Source organism: Candidatus Brocadia sp. (genome assembly GCA_021646415.1).
Lineage (GTDB): Bacteria > Planctomycetota > Brocadiia > Brocadiales > Brocadiaceae > Brocadia.
In genome coordinates this window covers 18,782-42,509 of the sequence record SOEU01000013.1, presented here as the reverse complement: position 1 = coordinate 42,509, position 23,728 = coordinate 18,782, and the positions used below count along the sequence as shown (strand labels likewise).

General features: G+C 42.0%; 17 protein-coding genes. 9 read left to right on the top strand and 8 right to left on the bottom strand.

Features of this window, described 5'->3' with window-relative positions:
- Positions 1 to 312: 312 nt before the first annotated feature.
- The 4 genes from E3K36_11300 to E3K36_11285 all read right to left on the bottom strand — a co-directional run bounded on the left by E3K36_11300 (position 313) and on the right by E3K36_11285 (position 5,194).
- Positions 313 to 1,824 (bottom strand): amino acid permease, encoded by a 1,512-nt coding sequence (locus E3K36_11300; GenBank protein ID MCF6155811.1) that lies wholly within the window; start codon positions 1,822 to 1,824, stop codon positions 313 to 315.
- Between the two features lie 345 nt (positions 1,825 to 2,169).
- Complete coding sequence (locus E3K36_11295; GenBank protein MCF6155810.1) at positions 2,170 to 3,399, bottom strand: bifunctional 3,4-dihydroxy-2-butanone-4-phosphate synthase/GTP cyclohydrolase II; 1,230 nt, start codon at positions 3,397 to 3,399, stop codon at positions 2,170 to 2,172.
- 195 nt (positions 3,400 to 3,594) lie between these two features.
- The gene (locus E3K36_11290; GenBank protein ID MCF6155809.1) at positions 3,595 to 4,143 is read right to left on the bottom strand and encodes a CDP-alcohol phosphatidyltransferase family protein; all 549 of its coding nucleotides are present in this window, start codon (positions 4,141 to 4,143) and stop codon (positions 3,595 to 3,597) included.
- A gap of 76 nt (positions 4,144 to 4,219) precedes the next feature.
- The gene (locus E3K36_11285; GenBank protein MCF6155808.1) at positions 4,220 to 5,194 is read right to left on the bottom strand and encodes an NAD-dependent epimerase/dehydratase family protein; all 975 of its coding nucleotides are present in this window, start codon (positions 5,192 to 5,194) and stop codon (positions 4,220 to 4,222) included.
- A 200-nt stretch (positions 5,195 to 5,394) separates the two neighbouring features.
- On the opposite strand from E3K36_11285, the gene carA reads away from it, so the two are divergent.
- The 6 genes from carA (at position 5,395) to E3K36_11255 (ending at position 13,635) form a co-directional block, all read left to right on the top strand.
- Positions 5,395 to 6,513: a glutamine-hydrolyzing carbamoyl-phosphate synthase small subunit gene (gene carA, locus E3K36_11280; GenBank protein MCF6155807.1), complete on the top strand. Its 1,119-nt coding sequence runs from the start codon at positions 5,395 to 5,397 to the stop codon at positions 6,511 to 6,513.
- A 32-nt stretch (positions 6,514 to 6,545) separates the two neighbouring features.
- Entirely contained in the window at positions 6,546 to 9,809 is a 3,264-nt protein-coding gene (gene carB / locus E3K36_11275; protein MCF6155806.1) for a carbamoyl-phosphate synthase large subunit, read from the top strand.
- Between the two features lie 109 nt (positions 9,810 to 9,918).
- Positions 9,919 to 11,283 (top strand): aminomethyl-transferring glycine dehydrogenase subunit GcvPA, encoded by a 1,365-nt coding sequence (locus E3K36_11270; protein ID MCF6155805.1) that lies wholly within the window; start codon positions 9,919 to 9,921, stop codon positions 11,281 to 11,283.
- On the top strand, positions 11,280 to 11,714 hold the full coding sequence (locus E3K36_11265) for a nucleotidyltransferase domain-containing protein (GenBank protein ID MCF6155804.1): 435 nt from the start codon (positions 11,280 to 11,282) through the stop codon (positions 11,712 to 11,714). Before E3K36_11270 ends, E3K36_11265 begins: the two co-directional genes overlap by 4 nt.
- On the top strand, positions 11,698 to 12,132 hold the full coding sequence (locus tag E3K36_11260; protein ID MCF6155803.1) for a DUF86 domain-containing protein: 435 nt from the start codon (positions 11,698 to 11,700) through the stop codon (positions 12,130 to 12,132). Before E3K36_11265 ends, E3K36_11260 begins: the two co-directional genes overlap by 17 nt.
- Positions 12,133 to 12,147: 15 nt before the next feature.
- Positions 12,148 to 13,635, top strand: a complete 1,488-nt coding sequence (locus E3K36_11255) for a glycine dehydrogenase subunit 2 (GenBank protein ID MCF6155802.1) — start codon at positions 12,148 to 12,150, stop codon at positions 13,633 to 13,635.
- Positions 13,636 to 14,044: 409 nt separating this feature from the next.
- On the opposite strand, the gene E3K36_11250 is transcribed toward E3K36_11255, so the two are convergent.
- Both E3K36_11250 and E3K36_11245 read right to left on the bottom strand, forming a co-directional pair.
- On the bottom strand, positions 14,045 to 15,760 hold the full coding sequence (locus E3K36_11250) for an ATP-binding protein (GenBank protein ID MCF6155801.1): 1,716 nt from the start codon (positions 15,758 to 15,760) through the stop codon (positions 14,045 to 14,047).
- Positions 15,761 to 15,989: 229 nt separating this feature from the next.
- Entirely contained in the window at positions 15,990 to 17,996 is a 2,007-nt protein-coding gene (locus E3K36_11245) for a redoxin domain-containing protein (protein ID MCF6155800.1), read from the bottom strand.
- A gap of 303 nt (positions 17,997 to 18,299) precedes the next feature.
- On the opposite strand from E3K36_11245, the gene E3K36_11240 reads away from it, so the two are divergent.
- The 3 genes from E3K36_11240 (at position 18,300) to E3K36_11230 (ending at position 21,576) form a co-directional block, all read left to right on the top strand.
- Positions 18,300 to 20,834, top strand: coding sequence for a hypothetical protein (locus E3K36_11240; protein ID MCF6155799.1), 2,535 nt, complete (start codon positions 18,300 to 18,302; stop codon positions 20,832 to 20,834).
- A 97-nt stretch (positions 20,835 to 20,931) separates the two neighbouring features.
- Entirely contained in the window at positions 20,932 to 21,153 is a 222-nt protein-coding gene (locus tag E3K36_11235) for a hypothetical protein (GenBank protein ID MCF6155798.1), read from the top strand.
- A 42-nt stretch (positions 21,154 to 21,195) separates the two neighbouring features.
- Complete coding sequence (locus E3K36_11230) at positions 21,196 to 21,576, top strand: DUF1318 domain-containing protein (GenBank protein MCF6155797.1); 381 nt, start codon at positions 21,196 to 21,198, stop codon at positions 21,574 to 21,576.
- A gap of 221 nt (positions 21,577 to 21,797) precedes the next feature.
- Here the strand turns inward: E3K36_11230 and ychF are convergent, their stop codons facing one another.
- Positions 21,798 to 22,886 carry a redox-regulated ATPase YchF gene (gene ychF / locus E3K36_11225; GenBank protein MCF6155796.1) on the bottom strand — a complete coding sequence of 363 codons (1,089 nt, stop codon included), beginning with the start codon at positions 22,884 to 22,886 and terminating at the stop codon, positions 21,798 to 21,800.
- A gap of 173 nt (positions 22,887 to 23,059) precedes the next feature.
- Entirely contained in the window at positions 23,060 to 23,728 is a 669-nt protein-coding gene (locus tag E3K36_11220) for a VWA domain-containing protein (GenBank protein MCF6155795.1), read from the bottom strand.

Here is a 23,728-nt window from a genome sequence, read left to right as displayed (position 1 = left end):
TTCCATAATTCCATTTGGCTATTTTAGTCAGAAGCTTTTTATTCTAAATATCAAGAGCATACACAGCATAACATATAAGGTTGGGTTGAGGCACGAAACCCAACGCCTTTGTTCTTGACAGAAAGTTTGCTATCGACTGTGATGTTCATATCATCCAATAGACACATAGTCAATGACCGGTGTTTCAATAAATCTATCTGGTTTCCGGTTCTGCCAAATGGCGTTTTGAATATTCTCTACCGTTTCAGGCGAATAGAGTCGTTCACCGCATTGCAAACGCCCTTTAAATATGAATGGTGCGTAGGACGCACCCTACAGATAACTCTTATCCAACTCCACCAACGACTCATTTTGTTTCTCCGTCAGGGCGTGTTTCTTTGCCAGTTTGCTGTGGCGCCTGCCATAGGCAGCATAGATGATGGAACCTAGCGCCAGCCATACAAGGAGTCTGAGCCAGGTGGAGAATTCGAGTCGTATCATCATGTATCCACAGGAAAGGATGCCCAGGATAGGTATTACCGGAACAAAGGGACACTTAAAGGCGCGGGGATGATGGGGATCTTTAATTCGAAGGATGATAACTGCGGCAGAAACAAGGCAGAAGGCAAGGAGTGTCCCGATATTGACCAGTTTTGCGATCTCTTCAATGGGAAAGCAACTGGCAGTAAGAGCAACACAGGCACCCACAATGATGGTAGATATGTAGGGTGTACCGAACCGGGGATGGACAGCGGCGAAGATTCGTTCAGGCAGGAGGCCATCCCTGGCTATAGCCCAGAATATCCTGGACTGGCTCAAAAGTAATACCAGGAGCACACTGGTCAGCCCCGCCACCGCCCCGACCGAGATAAAAAAGGATACCTTTGTCAGTCCGTATCGAGTAAAGGCATCTGCCAGGGGTGCATCGATGTTAATATCTTTGTAATAAACCATACCGGTAAGGACCGCAGTAACGGCAATGTATAAAATAGTACACAGTACCAGCGATACAATGATGCCAATGGGCACGTCCCTTTTCGGGTTTCTCGCCTCCTGGGCAGTGGTAGAGACCGCGTCAAAACCAATGTAGGCAAAAAATACGTAAGCTGCTCCGGTACCAATACCACCAATACCATACGGTGCAAAGGTCTCAAAACTACTTCCCCAATTATCACTTTTTACATAAAACCACCCTGCAAAAATCACCAGAAATATTACGGCAAGTTTTACCCCTACGATGATACTATTGAACCGGGCGCTCTCTTTTATGCCGATGACCAGTAAGGTAGTAATGGCAATGATGATAAGGACGGCGGGTAGGTTGAATACGATGGGGATTCCATGAATAAAGGGCACACTTTGAGCAAAGAGGTCTTGTGCCTGGTGAGATAATGTCCAATAGTCATTGGTAAGCCAGGGTGGAATATGCAGGCCAAAGAGTCCTAGTAATTTTACAAAATAATGTGACCAGCCCACGGCTACAAGGCTTGATGCGAGGGAATATTCAAGAATAAGGTCCCACCCAATAATCCAGGCGAAAACCTCTCCCAGTGCTGCATATGAATAAGTATAAGCACTGCCGGCCAGAGGAACCATGGATGCAAACTCGGCGTAGCACAGGGCTACGAAGATACAGGCAAGACCTGAAAGGACAAATGAGAGGATTAAACCGGGGCCGGCAAACTCTTTAGCTGCAAGACCAGTCAAAACAAATATGCCAGCACCAATGACGGCACCGATTCCTAAGGCTGTTAGCGAGAATGGGCCTAATACCCGTTTGAAGTGGTGGTGATTAGATTCTTCAACAAGATCACGCAGGGTTTTTCTTGCAAAAAGTTTTTTCATCGCTCTGAAAAATAACCTTTAACCACAGAATTTACAGAGAAGTTATTAATCCAATCACTTAGTCAGCATCACCATGCCTTAGTAGCGCTGCAAAGAAAACGAACTCGAGCCGAAGTCGATACGAGTATGAATCTAATCCGAACGAGTCGGAAAAGACAAAATCCAAAGCACGAAATTTGTGTTTTAACCCTGTCAGGGTTCTAAACCCTGGCAGGGTTTTTATTTTTGCTAAAAATGTCAAAATATTTTTTATAAGATGCTACAGAGAGTTGATTCATTTCCCCAACCTTCTACCTTTAAACGTTCTTTGTTCCCTTTGAGTCTTTGTGGTTTTCCAAATGCAGGCTACACCTTTTCTATGATATGTCCCAATTTTTCTTTCTTTGTCTGCAGATAACGCTTGTTTTCCTCTTGCGGCTCCATAACGATGGGTACCCGTTCCACAATCTCAAGCCCGTATCCGGCAAGGGCAGCAAACTTTTTAGGATTGTTGGTAAGCAGCCGCATCTTTGTTACGCCCAGGTCCCGCAAGATTTGCGCACCGATGCCATAATCGCGTTTATCGGCGGGAAAACCAAGTCTTTCATTGGCCTCAACAGTATCAAGCCCCTTTTCCTGTAATAAATAGGCATGCAATTTGTTCTCCAAACCAATCCCCCGCCCCTCTTGCCGCATATACAGCAGTACGCCCTTCCCGTGATTTTGGATTATCTGGAGGGCACTGTGGAGTTGTTCACCACAATCACAACGGAGAGAGCCAAAGATGTCACCGGTCAAACATTCATCATGTACCCTTACCAGCACAGGTTCATTGTGCAAGGGAGAGGGTTCATTCCCACTCTCATTACCTATGCCCAGGCAAAGAGCTAAGTGGAGATATTCATCGACAAAAGAACGGTACAGATGAAGCGTAAAATTTCCATAAACTGTCGGCAATTTTACGGTAACGCGCTTTTCAATCAATCGCTCCTGTTCATGTCGAAACTTAATGATATCAGCAATGGTACATATTTTAAGATTGTGCTTTTCGGCAAACTTCTTGAGATCAGGAAGTTTCGCCATATTCCCGTCTTCTGTCATAATCTCGCAAATAACTGCAGCGGGTTTAAGACCTGCAATGCGTGTCAGGTCTACCGCGCCTTCTGTGTGGCCTGTCCTGACCAGCACTCCACCCCTCTGGGCCTTGAGCGGGAAGACATGGCCAGGTCTGACAAGGTCATCGGCGGTCGCCTTGTCGTCAATTGCAGTTAAAATCGTTGTAGCCCGGTCCTTTGAAGAAACGCCCGTTGTAATACCACTCCTGGCATCGATAGAAACGGTAAAGGGCGTCTGAAAGTTTGACGTATTATTGGATACCATGGGATAAAGATCGAGTTCTTCTGCCCGTTCGGCATGAATTGCAAGACATATAATGCCACGTGCGTGTGTAAGCATGAAATTAATAGTTTCTGGCATGATCTTTTCAGCGGCGATGGTAATATCCCCCTCGTTTTCACGATTCGCATCGTCTACCAGAATGATCATTTTCCCCTGTTTAAGGTCTTCTACGGCCTCTTGTATTGTGTTAAATCGCATAAAAAACCTCTCGTATTACAAATTTCGATGAGTTAATTCGTATGCGCTCAGCCATCAACTGTCAGTTTTCAGTTATCACTGATTATTGTTTGATGAGGGCTGATTGCTTACTAAAAATTATATAAATACTAGTATAAAAGATGGGCAATGTAAAGCCTTTTTGTATAAATATGGTGAGAAGGGAGTGATAGTACCTTACAATTGTTTTACCCCCCTGTACATATACAAGAGTCCGGAAATAAAGGTTAAAATAACGGCCATCCACCAGATGATGACGAGTGCAGGTAATGGGATATGGTTTCCAATGAGTACGGATATGATAGCAATAATTTGAAGGCCGGTGGCAGCCTTACCCAGCATCGTTGGTTGACAATCCATTCTCCCGGTAATGAAAAGAGAAGCGATGGTGCCAAACATGAGTAAAAGATCTCTGCAGACAATAACTGTTGGAATCCAGTTGGGAAATCTCGGTTCAGGCCAGATACGATCAGAGGAAAGTATGATGCAGGAGATCACCAGGACAAGCTTGTCCGCAACAGGGTCCAGATACCTTCCCAGATTTGTTATTTCGTTTCTTTTTCTGGCAAGATAGCCGTCCAGCATATCGCTTAGGCCGATAACCAGCATGATAAAAAGACAGACATATCGGTAATAATTGTTATGCTGGACTTGTGTTATACAAAACACCAGGGGAGGAATAAAAAATATCCTGCTGAGGCTTATTTTATTAGAGAGTGTTAACATAAGAAAACCTCATTGATGATATTTTCTGCTGTTGGCAACTATTTGTCATTACTGAGTTTCATTCGTTGTGTCAGTTTTACCCTGGTAAGGGATTTGGCTGTTTATTTTTATGTTCTTTATACCAAGCCACAAACAAACGGATACCTTGTTCAATAGATACTTTCGGTCTGTACTGTAAAAAACGTTCTGCCTTTCTAATATCTGCATAAGTCCTATGCACATCGCCAGGTTGCTCCGGAAGTCTTTTGATTTTCGCCTTTTTCCCCATTTCTTGTTCAATGAGTTCAATAATTTTTGCCAACTGGATCGGTGTTGAATTACCCAGATTAATAATTTCGAAATCAAATTGCTTCTGTAAGGCAGAAACCACACCGTCTATGATGTCAGAAAAGAAGGTATAATCTCTCTGCGTCGTTCCATCTCCATACATGGGAATTTGCTGGTCACAATCAATTATTTCGGTAAATTTACGTATAGCAAGATCGGGACGTTGCCGTGGTCCGTACACCGTGAAAAAACGGAGACAGGCAACGGGTATCTTATAGAGATGGTGGTAGTTATAACAATATAGTTCTCCCGCCCGTTTGGTAGCAGCATAGGGGGATATAGGTTCGTTTACAGGGTCATCTTCTGAAAATGGAGTCTTTTTATTATTCCCATAAACCGATGAAGACGAACCAAAGATAAATTGCTTGACCTTATATATCCTGGAAAGTTCAAGCAGGTTCAACGTACCCTTGCAATTAACCTCTTCATAGAGCAATGGTCGTTCGATCGACGGTCTCACGCCAGCATACGCCGCCAGATGAACAATCTTTTCAATGCGGTGTTTCTCAAATACATCTTTACATGAGACTGTGTTACAGATATCTGTTTCGTATAGTGTTAACCGTTGATTACGAATGGCCCCGGAGATATTTTCTCTTTTATAAGCAGGTTGGTAGAAATCATTAAAATTATCGATGACAACTACCTGTTCACCCTGAAATAGTAATTTTTCCACCAGATGTGAACCGATAAACCCAGCGCCACCAGTAACGAGGATTGTCATTAAGTAAACTATCCTTTCATGCGCTTATAATATTGCAGTTTTACGATTTAATATAGCAGAGGAGTCATCTTAGTCAAGTGAAAAAACAACTTTGACTTGACACGTCCATTTTTTATTTGTACGATTTATCGACTTGAATTTAGCCACCAAAAGCTGAGACACGGAGAGATTAACAACCTCACAACCTTTTACTGAAAATTATGAACAAAAAAAAGGCAATACTTGTCCTTGCAGACGGAACAAGTTTTACGGGATACTCTTTGGGTGCCACCGGTGAAAAGATCGGTGAAGTCGTTTTTAACACCAGCATGATGGGTTATCAGGAAATCCTTACCGACCCATCGTACAAAGGTCAAATGGTGGTCATGACCTACCCGCTTATCGGCAATTATGGGATTAATGAAAAAGATTACGAATCCTGTAGCCCCTTTTTGGAGGGTTTTATTGTTAAAGAATACAGCCCTTTCCCCAGTAATTGGCGCTCACAGATTAGTCTGGATGAGTTTCTTAAGAATAGGGGGATTGTGGGTATTCAAGGGATTGACACCAGGGAATTAACAAGACGATTACGGGATTATGGTGTCCAGCAGGGCATTGTTTCTACCGATGATTTTGATGTTACAAGCCTTACCAAAAAGATAAAATCAGCTCCTGGATTAGTCGGAATAGACCTTGTAAAGTCTGTAACATGTGATAATTCGTATGACTGGAAAGATTCAAACCAGGACGCCGGCAAACCAAAAAAATGTAAGGTCGTTGTCTATGATTGTGGTGTAAAATATAACATTCTCAGAAAACTGAACAGTGCCGGCTGCTCTGTAACGGTAGTTCCGGCACAAACTCAGTCTCAAGCTGTTTTGGACATGAAACCGGATGGAATCGTGCTTTCGAATGGCCCCGGTGACCCAGCAGCTGTTCCTTATATGATTGAAAACATTAAGGGTTTATTAGGGAAAAAACCCGTATTCGGGATTTGTCTTGGTCATCAATTGATGGCGCTTACCCTGGGGCTAAAGACTTACAAACTAAAGTTTGGACACCACGGAGGAAATCAACCCGTCATAGATTTGAACACCAAAAAAGTGGAGATTACTGCACAAAATCACAGTTTCGCGGTAACGGCGCCACAGGAGGGAACTGTGCATAAAAGTCCATATGGAAACGTGGAGATTACCCATATCAATCTCAACGACAAGTCTGTAGAGGGATTGAAATGCCACACGATACCTGCCTTTTCCGTCCAATATCACCCGGAGGCTTCACCCGGCCCTCACGATGCGAGTTATCTGTTTGAGAGATTTATTGAGATGATGAAATAGCAAAATTAAGATTTAAAATCTAAAAATAAACAATGCCCAAAAGAACCGACATACAAAAAATCCTGATTATCGGATCTGGCCCGATCATCATCGGCCAGGCCTGTGAATTTGATTATTCGGGTACCCAGGCCTGTAAAGCGCTTCGTGAAGAGGGATACAAAGTTGTCCTTGTAAATAGTAATCCCGCTACCATTATGACAGACCCCGAAATTGCCGACAGGACTTATATAGAACCGATAACAACGGAAATGGTAGCAAAGGTTATCGCAAAGGAACGTCCACAGGCATTACTTCCAACATTGGGCGGACAGACAGGTTTAAATACAGCAGTTAGCCTTGCAGAAAAAGGGGTACTGAATGAATTTGGCGTAGAGTTGATCGGTGCCAAACTGAATGCCATCAAAAAGGCCGAAGACAGGTCACTCTTTAAGTCTGCTATGAAACGCATTGGTATCCCGGTTCCTGAAAGTGCTTATGTCCGTTCATACGATGAAGCGATAACGGTTATCGAAAAAATAGGTTTTCCGGCTATTATACGTCCTTCTTTTACGTTAGGGGGCACTGGTGGAAATGCAGCATATAATATCGAAGAGTACAAAGAATATATCAAGGTAGCCCTTGAAGCCAGCCCGGTTCATGAAGTCCTTGTGGAACGTTCCGTGTTAGGCTGGAAGGAATATGAACTGGAAGTAATGCGTGATTTAAAAGACAATGTCGTGATCATTTGCTCAATTGAAAATTTTGATCCCATGGGTGTACATACGGGCGACAGCATCACGGTGGCCCCTGCCCAAACCCTTACCGATGTCGAATATCAGGTTATGCGGAATGCGGCAATCAAGATTATCCGGGAGATTGGTGTTGAGACCGGGGGTTCCAATATCCAATTCGCTGTGAACCCCGAAAACGGAGAAATACTTGCTATTGAAATGAACCCGAGGGTTTCAAGGAGTTCCGCCCTTGCCTCGAAGGCCACGGGATTTCCTATTGCCAAGATCGCTGCAAAATTAGCCGTCGGCTATACCCTTGATGAAATCCCTAACGACATCACCCGTTATACCCCGGCCTGTTTTGAACCCACCATCGACTATTGTGTCGTAAAAGTGCCCCGATTTAATTTTGAAAAATTCCCTGACACTGATCAAGCACTTACTATCCACATGAAATCTGTGGGAGAGGTCATGGCCATGGGGCGTACGTTCAAAGAGGCCATTGGTAAAGCCATCCGTTCTTTAGAATCAGGGCGGTATGGATTTGAATCATTATGGCCCTCTGACAGTGATAAATGGACTACCGAACAAAGATATGAATTCCTGAGGACGAAGTTGATGATACCCAATCCTGACAGGCTCTGGCACATTGCCGATGCGATACGGTTTGGCATGAGTCTGGATGAGATATTTAAATGGACTCATATCGACCGCTGGTTCCTTTACAATATCAGGCAGGTACTGGATATTGAAGCCGAGATAAGGCAAAGGTATTCTAAAAGTGCAAATACCTCTCAAAACAGAGAGGTATTTGCAATGAGCAAGGAGATACTGACTGAGGCAAAACAATGCGGTTATTCAGATAAATACCTGGCTTGTTTGTGTAATGTTGATGAAAAAACGATGCGAACGTACCGTCAAAGGGAATCTATCAGGCCAGTGTTTAAACATGTGGATACCTGTGCAGCAGAATTCAAGGCCTTTACACCCTATTTGTACTCCGCTTATGAAGGTGCGTGTGAGGCGGAACCAACTCAGAGGAAAAAGGTCATTATCCTCGGAAGCGGGCCTAACCGTATCGGACAGGGCATTGAGTTCGACTACTGTTGTGTCCATGGGGTCTTTGCCTTAAAAGAACTGGGTTATGAGACGATTATGGTCAATTGCAATCCAGAGACGGTGAGTACGGATTATGATACCGCCGACAGGCTTTATTTTGAACCGCTTTCCCTGGAAGACGTCCTTGAGATTATTGATAAAGAGATGCCCGAAGGCGTTATTGTTCAATTTGGTGGACAAACACCGCTAAAATTGGCAATCCCTTTAGAGAAAGAGGGTATCAGAATACTGGGAACTTCTCCGGAGAGTATTGATATTGCAGAGGACCGTGAACGATTTGCAGCCTTAATGAACCGATTAAATTTAAGGCAGCCGGATAATGGATGTGCCCGGTCTGCCACGGAAGCAAAGCTTATTGCCTGTAAAATAGGTTACCCCGTACTGCTCCGTCCATCCTATGTCCTGGGCGGACGAGCCATGCGTATCGTTTACGATGAAGCTGGTTTAGAGGAATACATTACCCATGCTGTACATGTCTCGCCAGAACACCCGGTTCTCATTGACCGATTTTTGGAAGACGCCGTAGAAATTGATGTTGACGCTATTTGTGACGGCAAGGAAGTGTTTATCGGTGGCGTTATGGAACACATCGAAGAAGCTGGCATCCATTCCGGAGACAGTGCATGTTCGCTCCCACCATATTCTATCGGAAATGACATCATTGACGAGTTAAAAAAACAGACGCAAACCATAGCCCGGACATTGAATGTCATAGGTCTCATCAATATCCAATATGCAATTAAAGACAGAATAGTATATGTGCTGGAGGTCAATCCACGTGCATCAAGGACAGTTCCTTTTGTCAGCAAAGCAATTGGTATTCCGTTGGCCAAGATTGCAACAAAGGTAATCATGGGAAAGAAGCTCAGTGAATTCAACATCTCCATGAACATGGAGTTAAAACATATTACCGTAAAAGAGGCTGTATTTCCTTTTATAAAGTTTAAAGGAGTCGACACAATCTTAGGACCAGAAATGAAATCGACAGGCGAGGTCATGGGAATAGATAAGGACTTTGGTCGTGCCTATGCTAAATCCCAAATGGCGGCTGACTGCAGCCTCCCATTAACGGGTACCGTTTTCATGAGCGTAAGAGACAGAGACAAAAAGCCCATTGTCCCCATTGCCAAAAAACTCTCACAAATGGGTTTTAGACTTGTAGCCACAAACGGTACAGCTAAAGTCCTTTCCGAAAATAACGTTCCTGTCACGACTGTCTTAAAAGTTATTGAAGGACGGCCCAATATTGTCGACCACATCAAGAGTAACGAAATCCAACTCGTCATCAACACCACAGGAGGTAAGGCAGCCCAGGAGGCCTCCTATTCCATCAGGCGCACCGCACTTCTTCATCGTGTGCCCTATTTTACAACACTTGCCGGTGCTGTAGCCGCCACGAAGGCTATCGAGGCACTCAAAAACGGAAGCCTGGACGTCAAACCCATTCAGGACTACTACCGTACATAAATCATTCGAAAGTTTTTTTCGTTGATTGTTCTGCCCTTTTTTGCTTCAATTTTTCCATCAACACTGATCTCTATTCACAGGCTCAATTTTGCATTTCAACGGAGATGTTATGGATTACATTCCGAATACCGCACACGATAAAGAAATAATGTTGAAAGAAATAGGGATACCTTCTTTTGAAGCCCTCCTTAAAAACATTCCAAAGGCGTTAAGAAAATTTTCTTTACCATTACCCGACGGCCTTTCTGAACCACAGGTATTAAAAGCCCTAAAAGATGTAAGTGAAAAGAATCGCAATATCGACAAATACATTTCATTTTTAGGCGCCGGCGCCTATGAACACTATATCCCGTCTGTTGTAGACCACCTGGCGTCGAGGAGTGAATTTTATACCTGCTATACACCTTATCAACCCGAAGTAAGCCAGGGTACGCTTCAGGTAATCTATGAATTCCAAACATTGATGTGTGAGTTAACTGGTATGGATGTAGCAAATTCCTCCATGTACGACGGTTCAACCGCTTTAACGGAGGCAGCGCTATTGTCCATTCGGTTGAAGGAAAAGAATAAGGTTGTCTGCTCACGGGCAATCCATCCTGAATACCGGCAGGTACTCAAGACCTATTTAAAAGGATTGCATACGGAAATCGTTGAAATAGATACACCCAAAGGTATCACGGATATAAATCAATCAGAAAAGGTTATTGACGATAACACCGCAGCCGTACTCGTCCAAAATCCAAACTTCTTTGGCTGTATTGAAGACATGGAGACCATCTCAAATATTACCCACAGGCATAATAGCCTTTTTATCGCCTGTGTAAACCCCATTTCTCTGGGCATCCTGAAACCACCGGGTGAATACAATGCCGATATCGCCGTTGGTGAGGCCCAGGTTTTGGGAAACTATCTGAATTATGGTGGTCCCTACATCGGTTTTTTTACGGTAAAAAAAGATCTCTTGCGCAAGATACCCGGAAGGATCGCAGGCGAGACGGTGGACAGTAATGGGAAGAGGTGTTTTGTCCTTACCCTGCAGGCCAGGGAACAGCATATTCGAAGAGAAAAGGCAACTTCAAATATCTGCACCAATCAGGCACTCCTTGCATTAAGGGCATGCATTTATCTCTGTGCATTAGGGAAAAAGGGCATGACAGAATTAGCAAACCTCAATATCCAAAAAAGCCATTATGCGTATGAAAGATTGTGTACCCTGGACATCTTTGAACCGGCATTTCACCAATCATTCTTTCATGAATTTGCACTGAAAGCCAGAGGCAGTCTTCGTATCAACAAGATCAATGAATACCTCCTGACAAAGGGCATTATTGGCGGATTGGAGCTTTCCGGATTTTATCCCGGTTTAGACAATAGTATGCTCCTGTGCGTAACGGAGACGAAGACCAAAGAATTGATTGACCGTTTGGTTACTGAGTTGTCACATATTCAACAAATGAAAAACATCTCTAAATGAATACAAACAACATCGTAGAAAAACTTAAGGTCTATTTTGAAAAAAGAGACGAAATTTCCTTCGCTTTCCTTTTTGGTTCCTGGGCAAGGGGTCAGGATGGCATTGATTCAGACGTTGATATAGCCATATATTTTGTCCCGGAAGGAAAAGGTTATGATTGGGAAAAAACAGCCTTCAGGAGCAACTACGAAAAATCCATTTGGGTAGATATTGAAAAAATTGTTGAAAAGGAGGTGGACCTTCTGATCCTCAACAGAGCCGCTTCCACTATTGCAGACAGCGCCTTGAGAGGCATCCCCATTATCATAAAAAATCATACTATTTATATGGACTTTCTTTTAAGAATTACCTCCGAAGCTATTGATTTCAGACAATGGGTTGAGTCATATTGGAATTTGAAAGAGAGAATAAAACATGGTGTTGGTACCTGAAGACAGAGAGCGACTTATACGATACGCTGACTTTATGAAATCAGAATTATCAGATTTCCAAAAATTCTCAAAAATTGATTGGAAAACTTATAATGGAGACAGGGATACAAGGAGAAATCTCGAGAGATGGATTGAAAATATAGTTAATTGTTCCATAGACATAGCCAAAGTAATCCTTGCTTCTGAAGATAGGAGAATCCCCACTTCATATAAGGAAATCTTGAAAGAACTCGGCGCTTCTCCTCACTTTGACGAGGTTTTTGGTGAGAATATTTCACAATGGGCGGTCTTGAGAAACATACTTGCTCATGAATACCTGGATATTCGCTGGACTACCATAAATGAATTCATTCAAACAGCAGAACCTATTTATAGGACTTTACTCAATAAAATAAAATCCATCCTGCAAACTAGATAAATAAAGTTAAAGACTATGAACAACACTGAACCTCTCATCTTTGAAAAATCCTCTCCTGGCAGACGATGTTTTATCCTCCCTGCCTGTGACGTACCGGAGAAACCTATAACAAATTTCCTACCTCAACAAATGCTGAGGAAACAGGAAGCGAAATTACCCGAGGTTTCGGAGATCGATGTCGTACGCCATTTCACCAGACTCTCCCAACAGAACTTCTGCGTGGATACCAATTTTTACCCATTAGGCTCATGCACCATGAAATACAATCCCAAAATTAATGAAGATGTCTCTCGCATGGAGGGTTTTACGAAATTACATCCCTATCAGCCCATAGAGCAATGTCAGGGTATCCTGAAACTCCTTTACGAGCTTGAGCAAATCCTTATAAATATTTCAGGGATGTCGGCATTTACATTACAACCTGCCGCAGGCGCCCATGGCGAATTAACGGGCATGCTGATGATCCGTGCCTACCTGGAGAAAAAGGGAGAGACCAGACACAAAATTATCATCCCCGATTCTGCGCATGGTACCAATCCTGCCTCTGCAGCCCTTTGCGGGTATGAAGTTGAATCGATTCAGTCCAATACAGATGGCCTTGTAGACATAGAAAAACTAAAAACCTCCTTTACCCGTGACACAGCCGCCCTCATGATCACCAATCCCAATACCCTGGGTCTTTTTGAGAAGGATATCTTGGAAATATGCAAGATCGCACACAATGCAGGCGGACTCGTCTATTGTGACGGGGCAAACATGAATGCCCTCCTGGGCATAGCCCGACCGGGTGATATGGGCGTAGATATCCTACACCTGAATCTCCACAAAACCTTTTCCACACCCCATGGCGGTGGTGGACCAGGCGCTGGCCCTATCGGCGTTACCGAGGCATTGAAGCCATTTTTGCCTGTACCACGCATTGAAATGGTTGGTAAATTAGCTGCAGAGAACACGGAGGACACAGAGGCGGAGAATCGATATACCTTAAATTATGACTACCCTGATTCCCTAGGAAGGGTCAGGGCGTTCTATGGTCATATTGGGATGATGATCAGGACATATACCTATCTCTTGTCCCTGGGCAAGGAAGGTCTTTGCAAGGTAGGTGAGCATGCCGTTTTAAATGCCAACTACCTGCAGCACAAACTCAAAAAATATTACGACATACCCTATGGAAAGACCTGCATGCACGAGTTTGTCATTTCTGCCAGGAAACAAAAGCAAAAAGGCGCCTCCGCCCTGGACATCGCAAAGAAGTTGCTTGATTACGGTTTCCACGCCCCTACAATATATTTCCCCTTAATTGTGGAAGAGGCCCTAATGATAGAACCCACAGAGACGGAATCACGGGAAACATTAGATGCCTTTGCTGCCACTATGGTCCAGATAGCTACAGACATAGAACAACGACCAGATGTGGTACGCAACACACCCCAAACCACCCCCATCGGACGCCCTGATGAAGTAAAGGCCGCCCGCGAACCGAAGCTGAGATGGGAGTAATGGGTAGGGTGGACTTCGTCGTGAGCGCTCAGTCGAACGATTAAGCGCAGTCTTTTGCGCCGAATCCACCCACAGGGCTGGTTCAATCTTGCAGATTGAACCAGAAATTTTTAACTGGATTATAGGGATGAATTATAATTTGCAATGGAACAATGCAAAATGTTTAGGTTCAATCGAGGACGATTGAACCAGCCAAAGCATTGAGTTTTTATTATAGAAATTGGTGGGTTAAGCCTGTCCTGAGTTTGCGAAGGGCGGAGCGAACCTACCAAAATAAAGGTGGATCCGGCGCAAAAAACGGCACCTTAATCCATCCTACCCAGACTGGATGAAGTAAAGGCCGCGCACGGGCTAAAACTGAGAATCTGCGATTTCTTGCTAAAATCGGACAAAAAACTATGTTTGTTTATTACATACTGTTCCATTTGCGTATAACGTCACACACTTGCTTAAGTCTTTCCGCAAGATCTAATGAATTTGTGATATTTTCTTTTGTCATAAACTGACATAGTTGTTCTGCTAAGAGGGGCTTTCGACTGGAATAACGCTGTCCCTCCCCATTCTTTAAATTATCGAGATAATCAAAGAAATTATCATATTGTCCTACTTGCTCAATGTCCTGTTTTTTCAACCACGTTGCTACTACATCAGCAGGAATATAATTTTCGATTTCTTTTCCCTTTGTTACCCAGGCAATCCCACCATTTGTTTCAACTTCTTCTATAATTCGCTTCTTGGTGTCATTTAATCGACTCTGCTGAGTTTGTTTGTCACTATCTATGAGAATCATTGAATTCTTGTTTACTTTTAGAATGGAGATTCCGTCTTTCGCTAAATCTGGTTCTTCGCTTGAAAGATGCGAAAGTAAACGTCCACCGTAAAACACACATTGGTAGTGATTTCCCTCTGAAAGTTCACCTTCAGACCAAAGGTCTATCCACCTATTCAAATAAATCCTGTCCGAAGGACCTTCGACCCAAAACACTCCGTTAGATTGTAGCAAATCACTTGCTCGGACATCAAGATCATCGAGAATACCTTTGTTTTCGATATAAGTCTTCACTGTTCGACTGTATGCCTGTTTACCGTCGTGTGTTACATGTAATATCTGTACATCCTCGTTCTTACTAAACAGGTCTATCTCTACGTTTGAGTGTGTCGTAAGGAAGAAAATACATCCGTGCGATTTTGCGTGCTTATATAAGTATGAGAGTAATCGCCTCAGCAGAGCAGGATGTAAATTGTTTTCGAGCTCCTCGAACCCAAACACAAAGTCAGATAAGTCTCTCTTTTTGTCAATAGGAATGAGGTGGATAAAAACGAGGGCAAGGATTATGGTCTTGAGTCCGCTACCAGATTGAGATAGTGGAATTATTCCTTTTGTTTCTTCCTCTAAATAAATTTCCCAGGCATTGCTCTCTAACTGCTTACAAACAATGTCGGTAAACTTTGCATCGGTCTTGAAAATAATATTTAGTTCTTCGAGTAAAATTTGTTCAACAGAGTGACTTGTTAGATTTGCTTTATTAAAAAAATTCTGAATTATGTTTGTTGCTCCTCTTCCATCTCCTGCAACATCAAGATTTGCACTGTTATCTCCTTCCGGGACAATATTTCTTTCAGCAAAAATGCGTCTAAACTCTTTTCCAAGTAAGGGATTCTGTTTTGCATTAGCAAGGCGCTCCAAATAATCCGTAGCATTTCTAATGGAATCTAAAGGACGACTACCATCCAAGCAGTTTCCTATTGAAATAAATTTTTGGTTTTTGGTTACATTCAAACGCCAACGAAGTTTGGCTCCAATAAACTTTCGGCCAAACTCCCAGTGGTTTCTGCCAGGTATTACACCACCAGATGTATCTTCTCGAAATACCCTCTTTATCTCATCTTCTGTCAACGGTGCTTCTGCAACGATTTCAGGCGCTTGGCCAGAGCACCATAATCTTTGAGGGATGTCCGTTGTACCTTTCACTACAAATTCAATGAGATCCAATAAAGTAGATTTTCCGGAGTTGTTACGACCAATGATGAGATTTATCGGTTTTATTTCTTCGAAACCCTGTTCTTGGCTTCCAAAACATTTTAAATTCCTGACTTTTACAGAAAAGTTGTTTAGCCTTGTCATTCTCTTTTTGAATTGCTTGTAGAAATCTAAGTTATAATCATATCCTTAGCGGGTTTGCAACTTGAACCGTTTGTTTTTACAGCACCAATACGACTTTTTGCTTGTTCGCAAACTCCTGTTTGGGAACACTATTACAGAGAAACTGAGTTTCTCGTCCATTGCACTCCCAAATAGGAGTTTGGGAGCGAGTGGTAAAAAGATATTTTTTCAAAAATCAAAATTGTTACTTTTACGGTAATTTTACATCGTAGTCCAACGTCAATGCAGTATCTCCCATATTCTTATCAATTTTAATCGGTTGATGCCATACTACTACATCAATGAAACACGCCCCCTGATTATCTTCCCGACAATAGTAAAAACTTACAGAGACTTTTAAATCTGTACTTAATACTTCAGAACCTGTCTTGAAGGAAATTTTTAGAGGTAATGCAGGCTTTTCGAGCCTTGCTTTCCGATTGCCCTGCTCAATTTGAATACCAGTACCCGCCTCGACCGCATATACCAGTGGGGCATTGGGGTTCAAATGATATCCCTTGGGAAGGTTTATGTTTACCGATAGTTGTATATCGGCATCTGTTTCCAGGGTTTTTAAAGGCAAATCTAAAGACTTTGCAAAAGGAGGTATTGCACTCTCAGATACTTTTGGTGAGACTTCTGTTTTGAATCCTTTCATCTGCAAGGTACTCGCTTCCTTCGTTTTCATGTCTACCATGCGGATGGCATGGTTATTGGTATCAGCAACATATATTTTATTATTGGCAATACTGAGACCTCCGGGTTCATAGAATTGGGGATCTTTACCGTCTACATATCCGGCTTTTCCATTACCTGAGTACGTCCTGCATGTTCTGTCCAGAGGATTTAAAAGCTTAATCTTATGATTATAGGTATCCGCTATATAGATAAGGCCGTTATGGTTAAATACACCAAGGGGATGTTGTAAACGTACCTCGTTTTCCTGACCATCCACGTCCCCAAAAACAAAGAGATCCAGTCCTACCACTGTCTTTACTTCCTTCTTTTCGAGGTCTACGTACCGGATCGAACTTACCTCACTGTCTGCAAAATAAAGCCTTCTGCCGGAAACCGTAATCCCGCTGGGTTGAGCCAGGGCGGCCTTATCTAACGGGCCATCAATACGCCCCTCCCTGCCACTACCAGCAAAGGGTTGGAAAACTGCGGTTTCTAAATCCATCACCCAGATTTGATGTGCCCCAGCCATGGCTATATAGAGTTGCCCGTCTAAAAAGACCAGATCCCAGGGCGAATTCAGAGGGGAAAACGTGCCCATTCCACCAGTATCCATAAAGTCCGCCTGTTTACCCGTACCAGCAATTGTTTTAACCGTCTTTGCCTTTAAATCCAGTTTCCGAATGAAATGATTCCCGGTATCTGCTACATATAAGTGATCACCATGGAGTGACATCCCTTGCGGATGATGAAAGCTTGCTTCCGTAAATGTACCATCGTCCTTGCCTATTATGCCACAACCGGCAATATCCAAAACGGTACCTTCCCAATCGGAAACAATGATGCGGTTGTGATTTGAATCTGCAATGAACAACCGATTTGATGCCTCATCCGCCAGCACTTTGCCAGGAAAAGAGAGAATGCCCTCTCCTAGTTTGTATTTTTCTAAAGAAAATGGTATGGGGGTTTCATTGATGAGATTTTTAGAACGGTAATCGGAGACCAATTGGCCGATGAGTTTATCCAGCATCTCATAATGTCCCTCACCTGTATCTGATCCAACCACATACCCCTCCGGATCGATCAGTACGAGGGTGGGCCATGCCCTGGCACCATAGGCATCCCAGATGGCAAAATTGCTGTCATTAACTACCGGATGTTCAATTTCGTAACGGAGAATAGCCTGGCGGATATTTTCTGCATCCCGCTCATTCTCAAATTTTGCGGAATGTACCCCTATAATCACTAATTCTTTTGGATATTTTGCCTCCAGCTTTTTAAGGTCGGGAATAATGTGCATGCAATTGATACAACAATATGTCCAGAAGTCCAGGAGTACCACCTTCCCCTTTAAATCAGCCAGGGTAAGAGGTTTTGAAATATTGAGCCAGGCCGTACCACCTGCAAGTTCAGGCGCAGGAATCTTTTTTTTCTGTGCTGATGCCAAAGGTATTCCTCCTCCATGTTGAAAAAGGGAAAGTATTAAGATGAGGAATATTACCGTTTGGGGTGAAAGCCATGAAAAAGATCGGATACCCTTCATTGTCCTTGTCCTTTTTTTTTATTTTTTTTACGCTTAAAAAGATGTTTCCCATAGAAGAGAAAAAAAACAACAATCAACGATACCACACTAAGAATAAAATAAGCAAGTTCCATAGTCCACGTCCTTTTGTCTCATGAAATATGAGAATCAAACTTGAACACATCTGCGCTTTTTCATTCATTCTATCAATGCTTACAGTGCTATCAAGGAAATTTTATCATTGTATGCTTGTATTTGTGCTTATATGCATTTATAGTATTTTACAAGTGATTATGATAAGTCTTTGATAAAAGAATAGTTCTTATGGATCTGAATAAAAAAATAGTGTTTCGCTCCATCTTCATTGTATTCATTATTTTCTCCCTGTTATATGGCATATATTTATTTATTCCATTTTTTCTCGAAAAAAAACTGCTTCCCCGCCTTGCAAAAAACTTCGGACTTAACAATTTCACCTGCGATGTGCGCAAATTCAGTCTGACCGGACTCGATCTGTCCTCTCTGCAATGGGGAGAATCAGAAAGTCCTTCCCTGTCATTTGACTCTGTCCGCTTCGACTATTCATTATTCGGTTTGCTTCAAAAACACGTAAACAAGATCATTATCAGCGGCGTTGAAATCAGGTCTGAATATAAAGACGGCACTCTTAGTATTCCCGGAATGGATTTTAAAAAATTTTTCCAAAGTCCTTCGGATACAAAGCAAGAAAAACCGACCGATTCGCAGCAGCAAATGCTGCCTGTAAGTTTTGGAGAATTTGCATTACGGAATGCTACCATTCTTTTAAAATCAGGAGACGAGAATTTTCGAATCCCATTGAGCATTAAAGCAAAGCCTTTTGCCACACAGGGAAACGAAACAGATTCAGGTTATGAAGTGCAATTATGGCTATATCCGAACCTAGCAAACCCGCTACCAGGAGTTAAAATCGCATCCCGGATAGCCATGGACGCAAGATATAATTTTAAAACAAATGACTTTGGAATACAACTTAACTTTACTGATATGAATATTGAATATAAGGGATTGCAAATACAGAATTCCCCTGGCAATGCTCCATTAACGATAGAAGTTACAAAAAAACAGGGCGATATTCACATGAAATTCTCCCGTTTTTGTATTATGTCACCCTTTCCCATAGAACTATCTATGAGACAAAATACTGATTGCAATCTGCACATCTCGCCTGATCAAATGAATATGCAGGGAAAGATTTATGTAAATATTAATAAAGAATTAGCAAACAGCAATTCTCGTTTCTGGTTAAAAGTTGCCGACTCGGAATCTTTACCCTTTACGTTTAAAGGCAAAAAAGGAGGGTCTCAGTGGTATTTCTCTTTGAATTCGACCGGTTCAAATACACCTCTTCAATTTCACGGACAGACAGGAAAAGTTCGTTTGCATCCGAAGTTATTTTCCGTCTATGGGAAAGGAAAAGGTTCGAATGGTACTATGCGATTTTCAATGAAAATGTCTCATATAAAATATGATTCAGATTATATGCGTATCAATATTCCAAATTTTTGGATATTCGGTAATTCCTCCATCGATAGTGCGCAGTTTTCCACGATAAAAGCCTTTGCAAAAGTAATTAATACAGAATATCATACCGGAAGCCTATCTGTAAGGAAAATACATGCCAAAATTCCCTTCCAGTGGCCTTATCCATCAATGGAAACGGATAAAATGAAATTCATAAATGAACCAGGAAGATATTTTAACACAGGTGAAATAAAATATGCTGACATGGATGTTGGGAGAATTTCTGCAACTCCTTATCAGGATGGGTTAAATATCTTCTTTGCAGGCCAACACAAGGGCTTATTCCCTGATTTTCACGTTCATTTCCTGGGAAGTGCGGGAATGAGCAATGAAGGTAATTTTGTATCAATACTTGATTTTAAAACCTCTGAGCCAGAGCAGGTTAAAAAAATAGACCTTGGTAAGTTTTCATCACGATTGACAGGGATGTTTTTTGAGGGCAACCTGGCTATGAACGGTAATTGCAAATTCATTGGTAGCACGATAACAAGTAATGCCCTTATAGCAATGCATAATTCAAAGATAGAAGTCCCTGGGAAAAAAATGACGCTTGAAGGCATTGATTTAGACCTGGATATGCAGGATTTATACAAATTTTGCAGTGCCCCTGATCAAATGTTAAAATTTAAACGCTTTGCCTGGGGGGATGTAGAAATGAATGGAGGAGAGGTTGAGTTTCAGATAGAATCTTTTTCATCCTTTTTTCTCAAAAAGAGTGGTTTTTCCTGGTGCGGAGGACATGTATATACGCATGGCTTACGGATAAAATCCGGGAGAAGGGAATTCGATCTTATTTGTTACTGCGATCGCCTTAAACTTGCAACAATCTTAAAACAGTTTAAGGCAGCGAGCGCTGATGGTGAAGGTGCAGTAAATGGAAGGATCCCAATAAGTTATAAAGAGGGGAAAATAAAAGTCCATGATGGTTTCCTTTATTCTACACCCGGAGAAAAAGGTACCATTAGTTTTCGTACCGATACACTCGTATCAGGAACATCGGGTGTTCAGCAGAGTATTCAAATGCAAATTGCCCAGGAAGCCCTGAAAAATTTTCAATATGACTGGGCAAAGCTTTCATTGATGAGCCAGGGTGATGACCTTATGGTACGAATGCAGATGGACGGAAGGCCTGCCGATTTATTACCATTTGGTTTTAGTAAAGCAAAGGGCCTCGTAAAAATAGAAGAGCCGAGGGCACATTTTCAGGGAATACGGTTTAATATCAATTTTAAACTGCCCCTCGATAAAATGTTGTATTACGGTGCCGGAATGAGTGAATTATTGCACTCTGAGTAATTGTAAAATACTGATACCAATAAGGAGGAATAATAATGACAGAGAAGTATGCTTTTATTGTACCGAATAATTGAAATAATCGTAAGGAGAAGGATGAATGAAAAGAGTCTTTGCAGTTTCTTGCGCAGTATTTTTTATTTTTTTACACGGATGTAAAACTGAACACAAAGTAGAAGTAGACGTAAAGCCAATGCAAATCACCATCGACGTGAATGTTAGAATTGATCGGGAACTTGAAAACTTCTTTGGCAATTTAGACGAAGCTGCACAAAAAGTTGGTGGTGAAAAAACCGATGAAGTGTCTGAGCCTGCTCAATAGTTATCTCTCGAAAGTTAAAATTCTCAAACGAAGGAGAAAAAAATGAAATTAAAAATGTATGTTTCTCTTCTGATCATTATGATATTCGGAGGTTTTTTTGCAAATGTTTCAGCAGTTGCTGATGATCTGAGTGCAATAAAAAGACAAATGGAAAAACGTCTTCCCATTATTGTTGAATTAAAGTCCAAAGGAATAATCGGTGAGAACAATACGGGATATTTGCAATTTATTGGTGGAAGGCGCGAAAAAGAGGACATCGTTCAGGCAGAAAATCAGGATAGAAGAAAGGTTTATGAATCAATTGCTAAAAAAGAAGGAGCAAATATAGAGCAAGTGGGGCAGCGCAGGGCACAGCAGATTGCCATTAAAGCAAGGAAGGGAGAATGGTTACAAAATCCGGCCGGAAAATGGTACCAGAAATAGGCAAACACAGGTGAGATTGACCAATAATGAAAAAAGTGTAAGGGGTTTATTGTAGAGGGAAAAAAATAGCTTGGTATGTCAAAAAGGACATACCAAGCTATTTTTGTTTATAGTCTTACAGACGAGTATATCTCAGCGATTTAACCAGGTACGACTCAGGTACGACTTGCACACATACAAACGAGTTGTAACGCATGCAGACTAATGACTTACAGAAATTCTCACACATTAAATCTGAAATGCATAATATCCCCATCCTTCACAACGTATTCCTTTCCCTCACGTCTTAAAAGTCCTTTTTCTTTTACCTTGTGTTCGGAACCCATCGCAATAAGATCATTATAGTTGTATGTTTCAGCGCAGATAAATCCTCGCTCAAAATCAGAATGAATCACCCCCGCGGCCTGCGGCGCCTTCGTTCCCTGTGTAATCGTCCATGCCTTTACTTCTTTTGGACCTGCGGTGAAATAGGTAATAAGACCTAATAGATGATACGTTTCTCGAATCAACTTTTCCAGTCCAGACTCTTTTATCCCCATCTCCTCATAATACGTCTTTCTTTCAGTTGATTCCATCTGTGCTATCTCTGATTCGATGTCCCCTGAAATGACCACGCATTTTGAATTTTCCTGTTTTGCATAATTACCGACTTCTTCAATGTATTGCTTATCTTTTTCAAAATCAAAGACATTAACAACATATAATACCGGCTTTTCAGTCATTAAATGCATATCCTCGATGAGCTTTCTCTCCTCATCCGATAAAGATAATAACCTGACAGGTTTATTACCATTGAGGCCATCCCTGACTTTTTTTAGTACGCCAACGGCAGCAATAATATTTTTATCACCGGTTTTCAAAAGTCTCTCGTTCTTTAATAGCCTTTTTTCTACCGTATCCATATCTGCAAGGATTAATTCCGTATTGATAATCTCGATATCACGGATTGGGTGTATCCCACCTTCTACGTGAATGATATCACTTTTTTCAAAACAACGCACCACATGCAAAATGGCATTAACATTCTTAATGTGCCCCAAAAATTGATTTCCCAAACCCTCTCCCTGACTGGCACCCTTCACCAACCCCGCGATATCTACAAATTCAACGGTTGTGGGTACAATTTTTTCAGTAGTAATTATTTCTGCTATCTTATCCAGACGCCTATCCGGTACGGCAACCACACCCACATTGGGATCAATGGTACAAAAGGGATAATTTGCCGAGGCAGCCTTGGCAGAGGTCAATGCATTAAAGATCGTGGATTTTCCGACGTTCGGTAATCCAACAATGCCACAATTTAAACCCATGGGTAAATCCTTCTCCTGTGTTTATAAATACGAAAAAAATAAACCAAAATCCCCATTTTAAAAATGGGGATTTTGGAATTATTATAATCACGAATGTTCCTTCGACAAACTAATAATAACGAGTTACACTTCAATAAGCAATAATTTCTCAACCGGGCTTCTTAAAAAGCTTACTATAGTTTTTGGCTATCCATTTTTTGAGGCAACATCTTCGCCATTGAAACAATGCCCCGCTCAAGTTGGTCTCTTAGGACCTTCAGTGAAAGTTCTTTTCGTGTCGCAAGTTCTTCGAGGAACTCTTTATCAGCACCGTCAGTTCCAATGGTCATAATTTCGACTCCCTGCATTCTTATTTCATTCGCGGCTTCAAGGGTGGCTTTTTTATCGTCTGGCATTCCATCTGTCACAACACAAATTACTTTCTCACCAGCCTTCTCTAAAAGTTTATCTCCTGCTATTTGGATAGCAGCCGCCATGTTCGTTGAACCATTGGCTGATAGTTTTTCAACTTTGATATTAAGACTTGTAAGTTCATTCTGTGGTTCAAGTACGGATTCAGCATGCGATGCAAATTGGATGAGACCCACAGAGTATTCCATCCTTTGCGCTTCTTTGGCAAAGCCGATGGCACCCTTTTTTGCCTGCGCTATTTTGTTACCTTCTGCCATGCTTCCTGAGCAATCCACGAGAAGATACACAATCTTTCCCGATGTTCGCGGCACTACCGGTTTTCCTGAAGCCGCCACAAGTTTTTTGACCCAATTTTTTTGCTGAAAGCTTGCGGGAGTATTATCCGTATTCGTTAAATTAATTATAGATTTCTTATCATCCATGTATTTCAT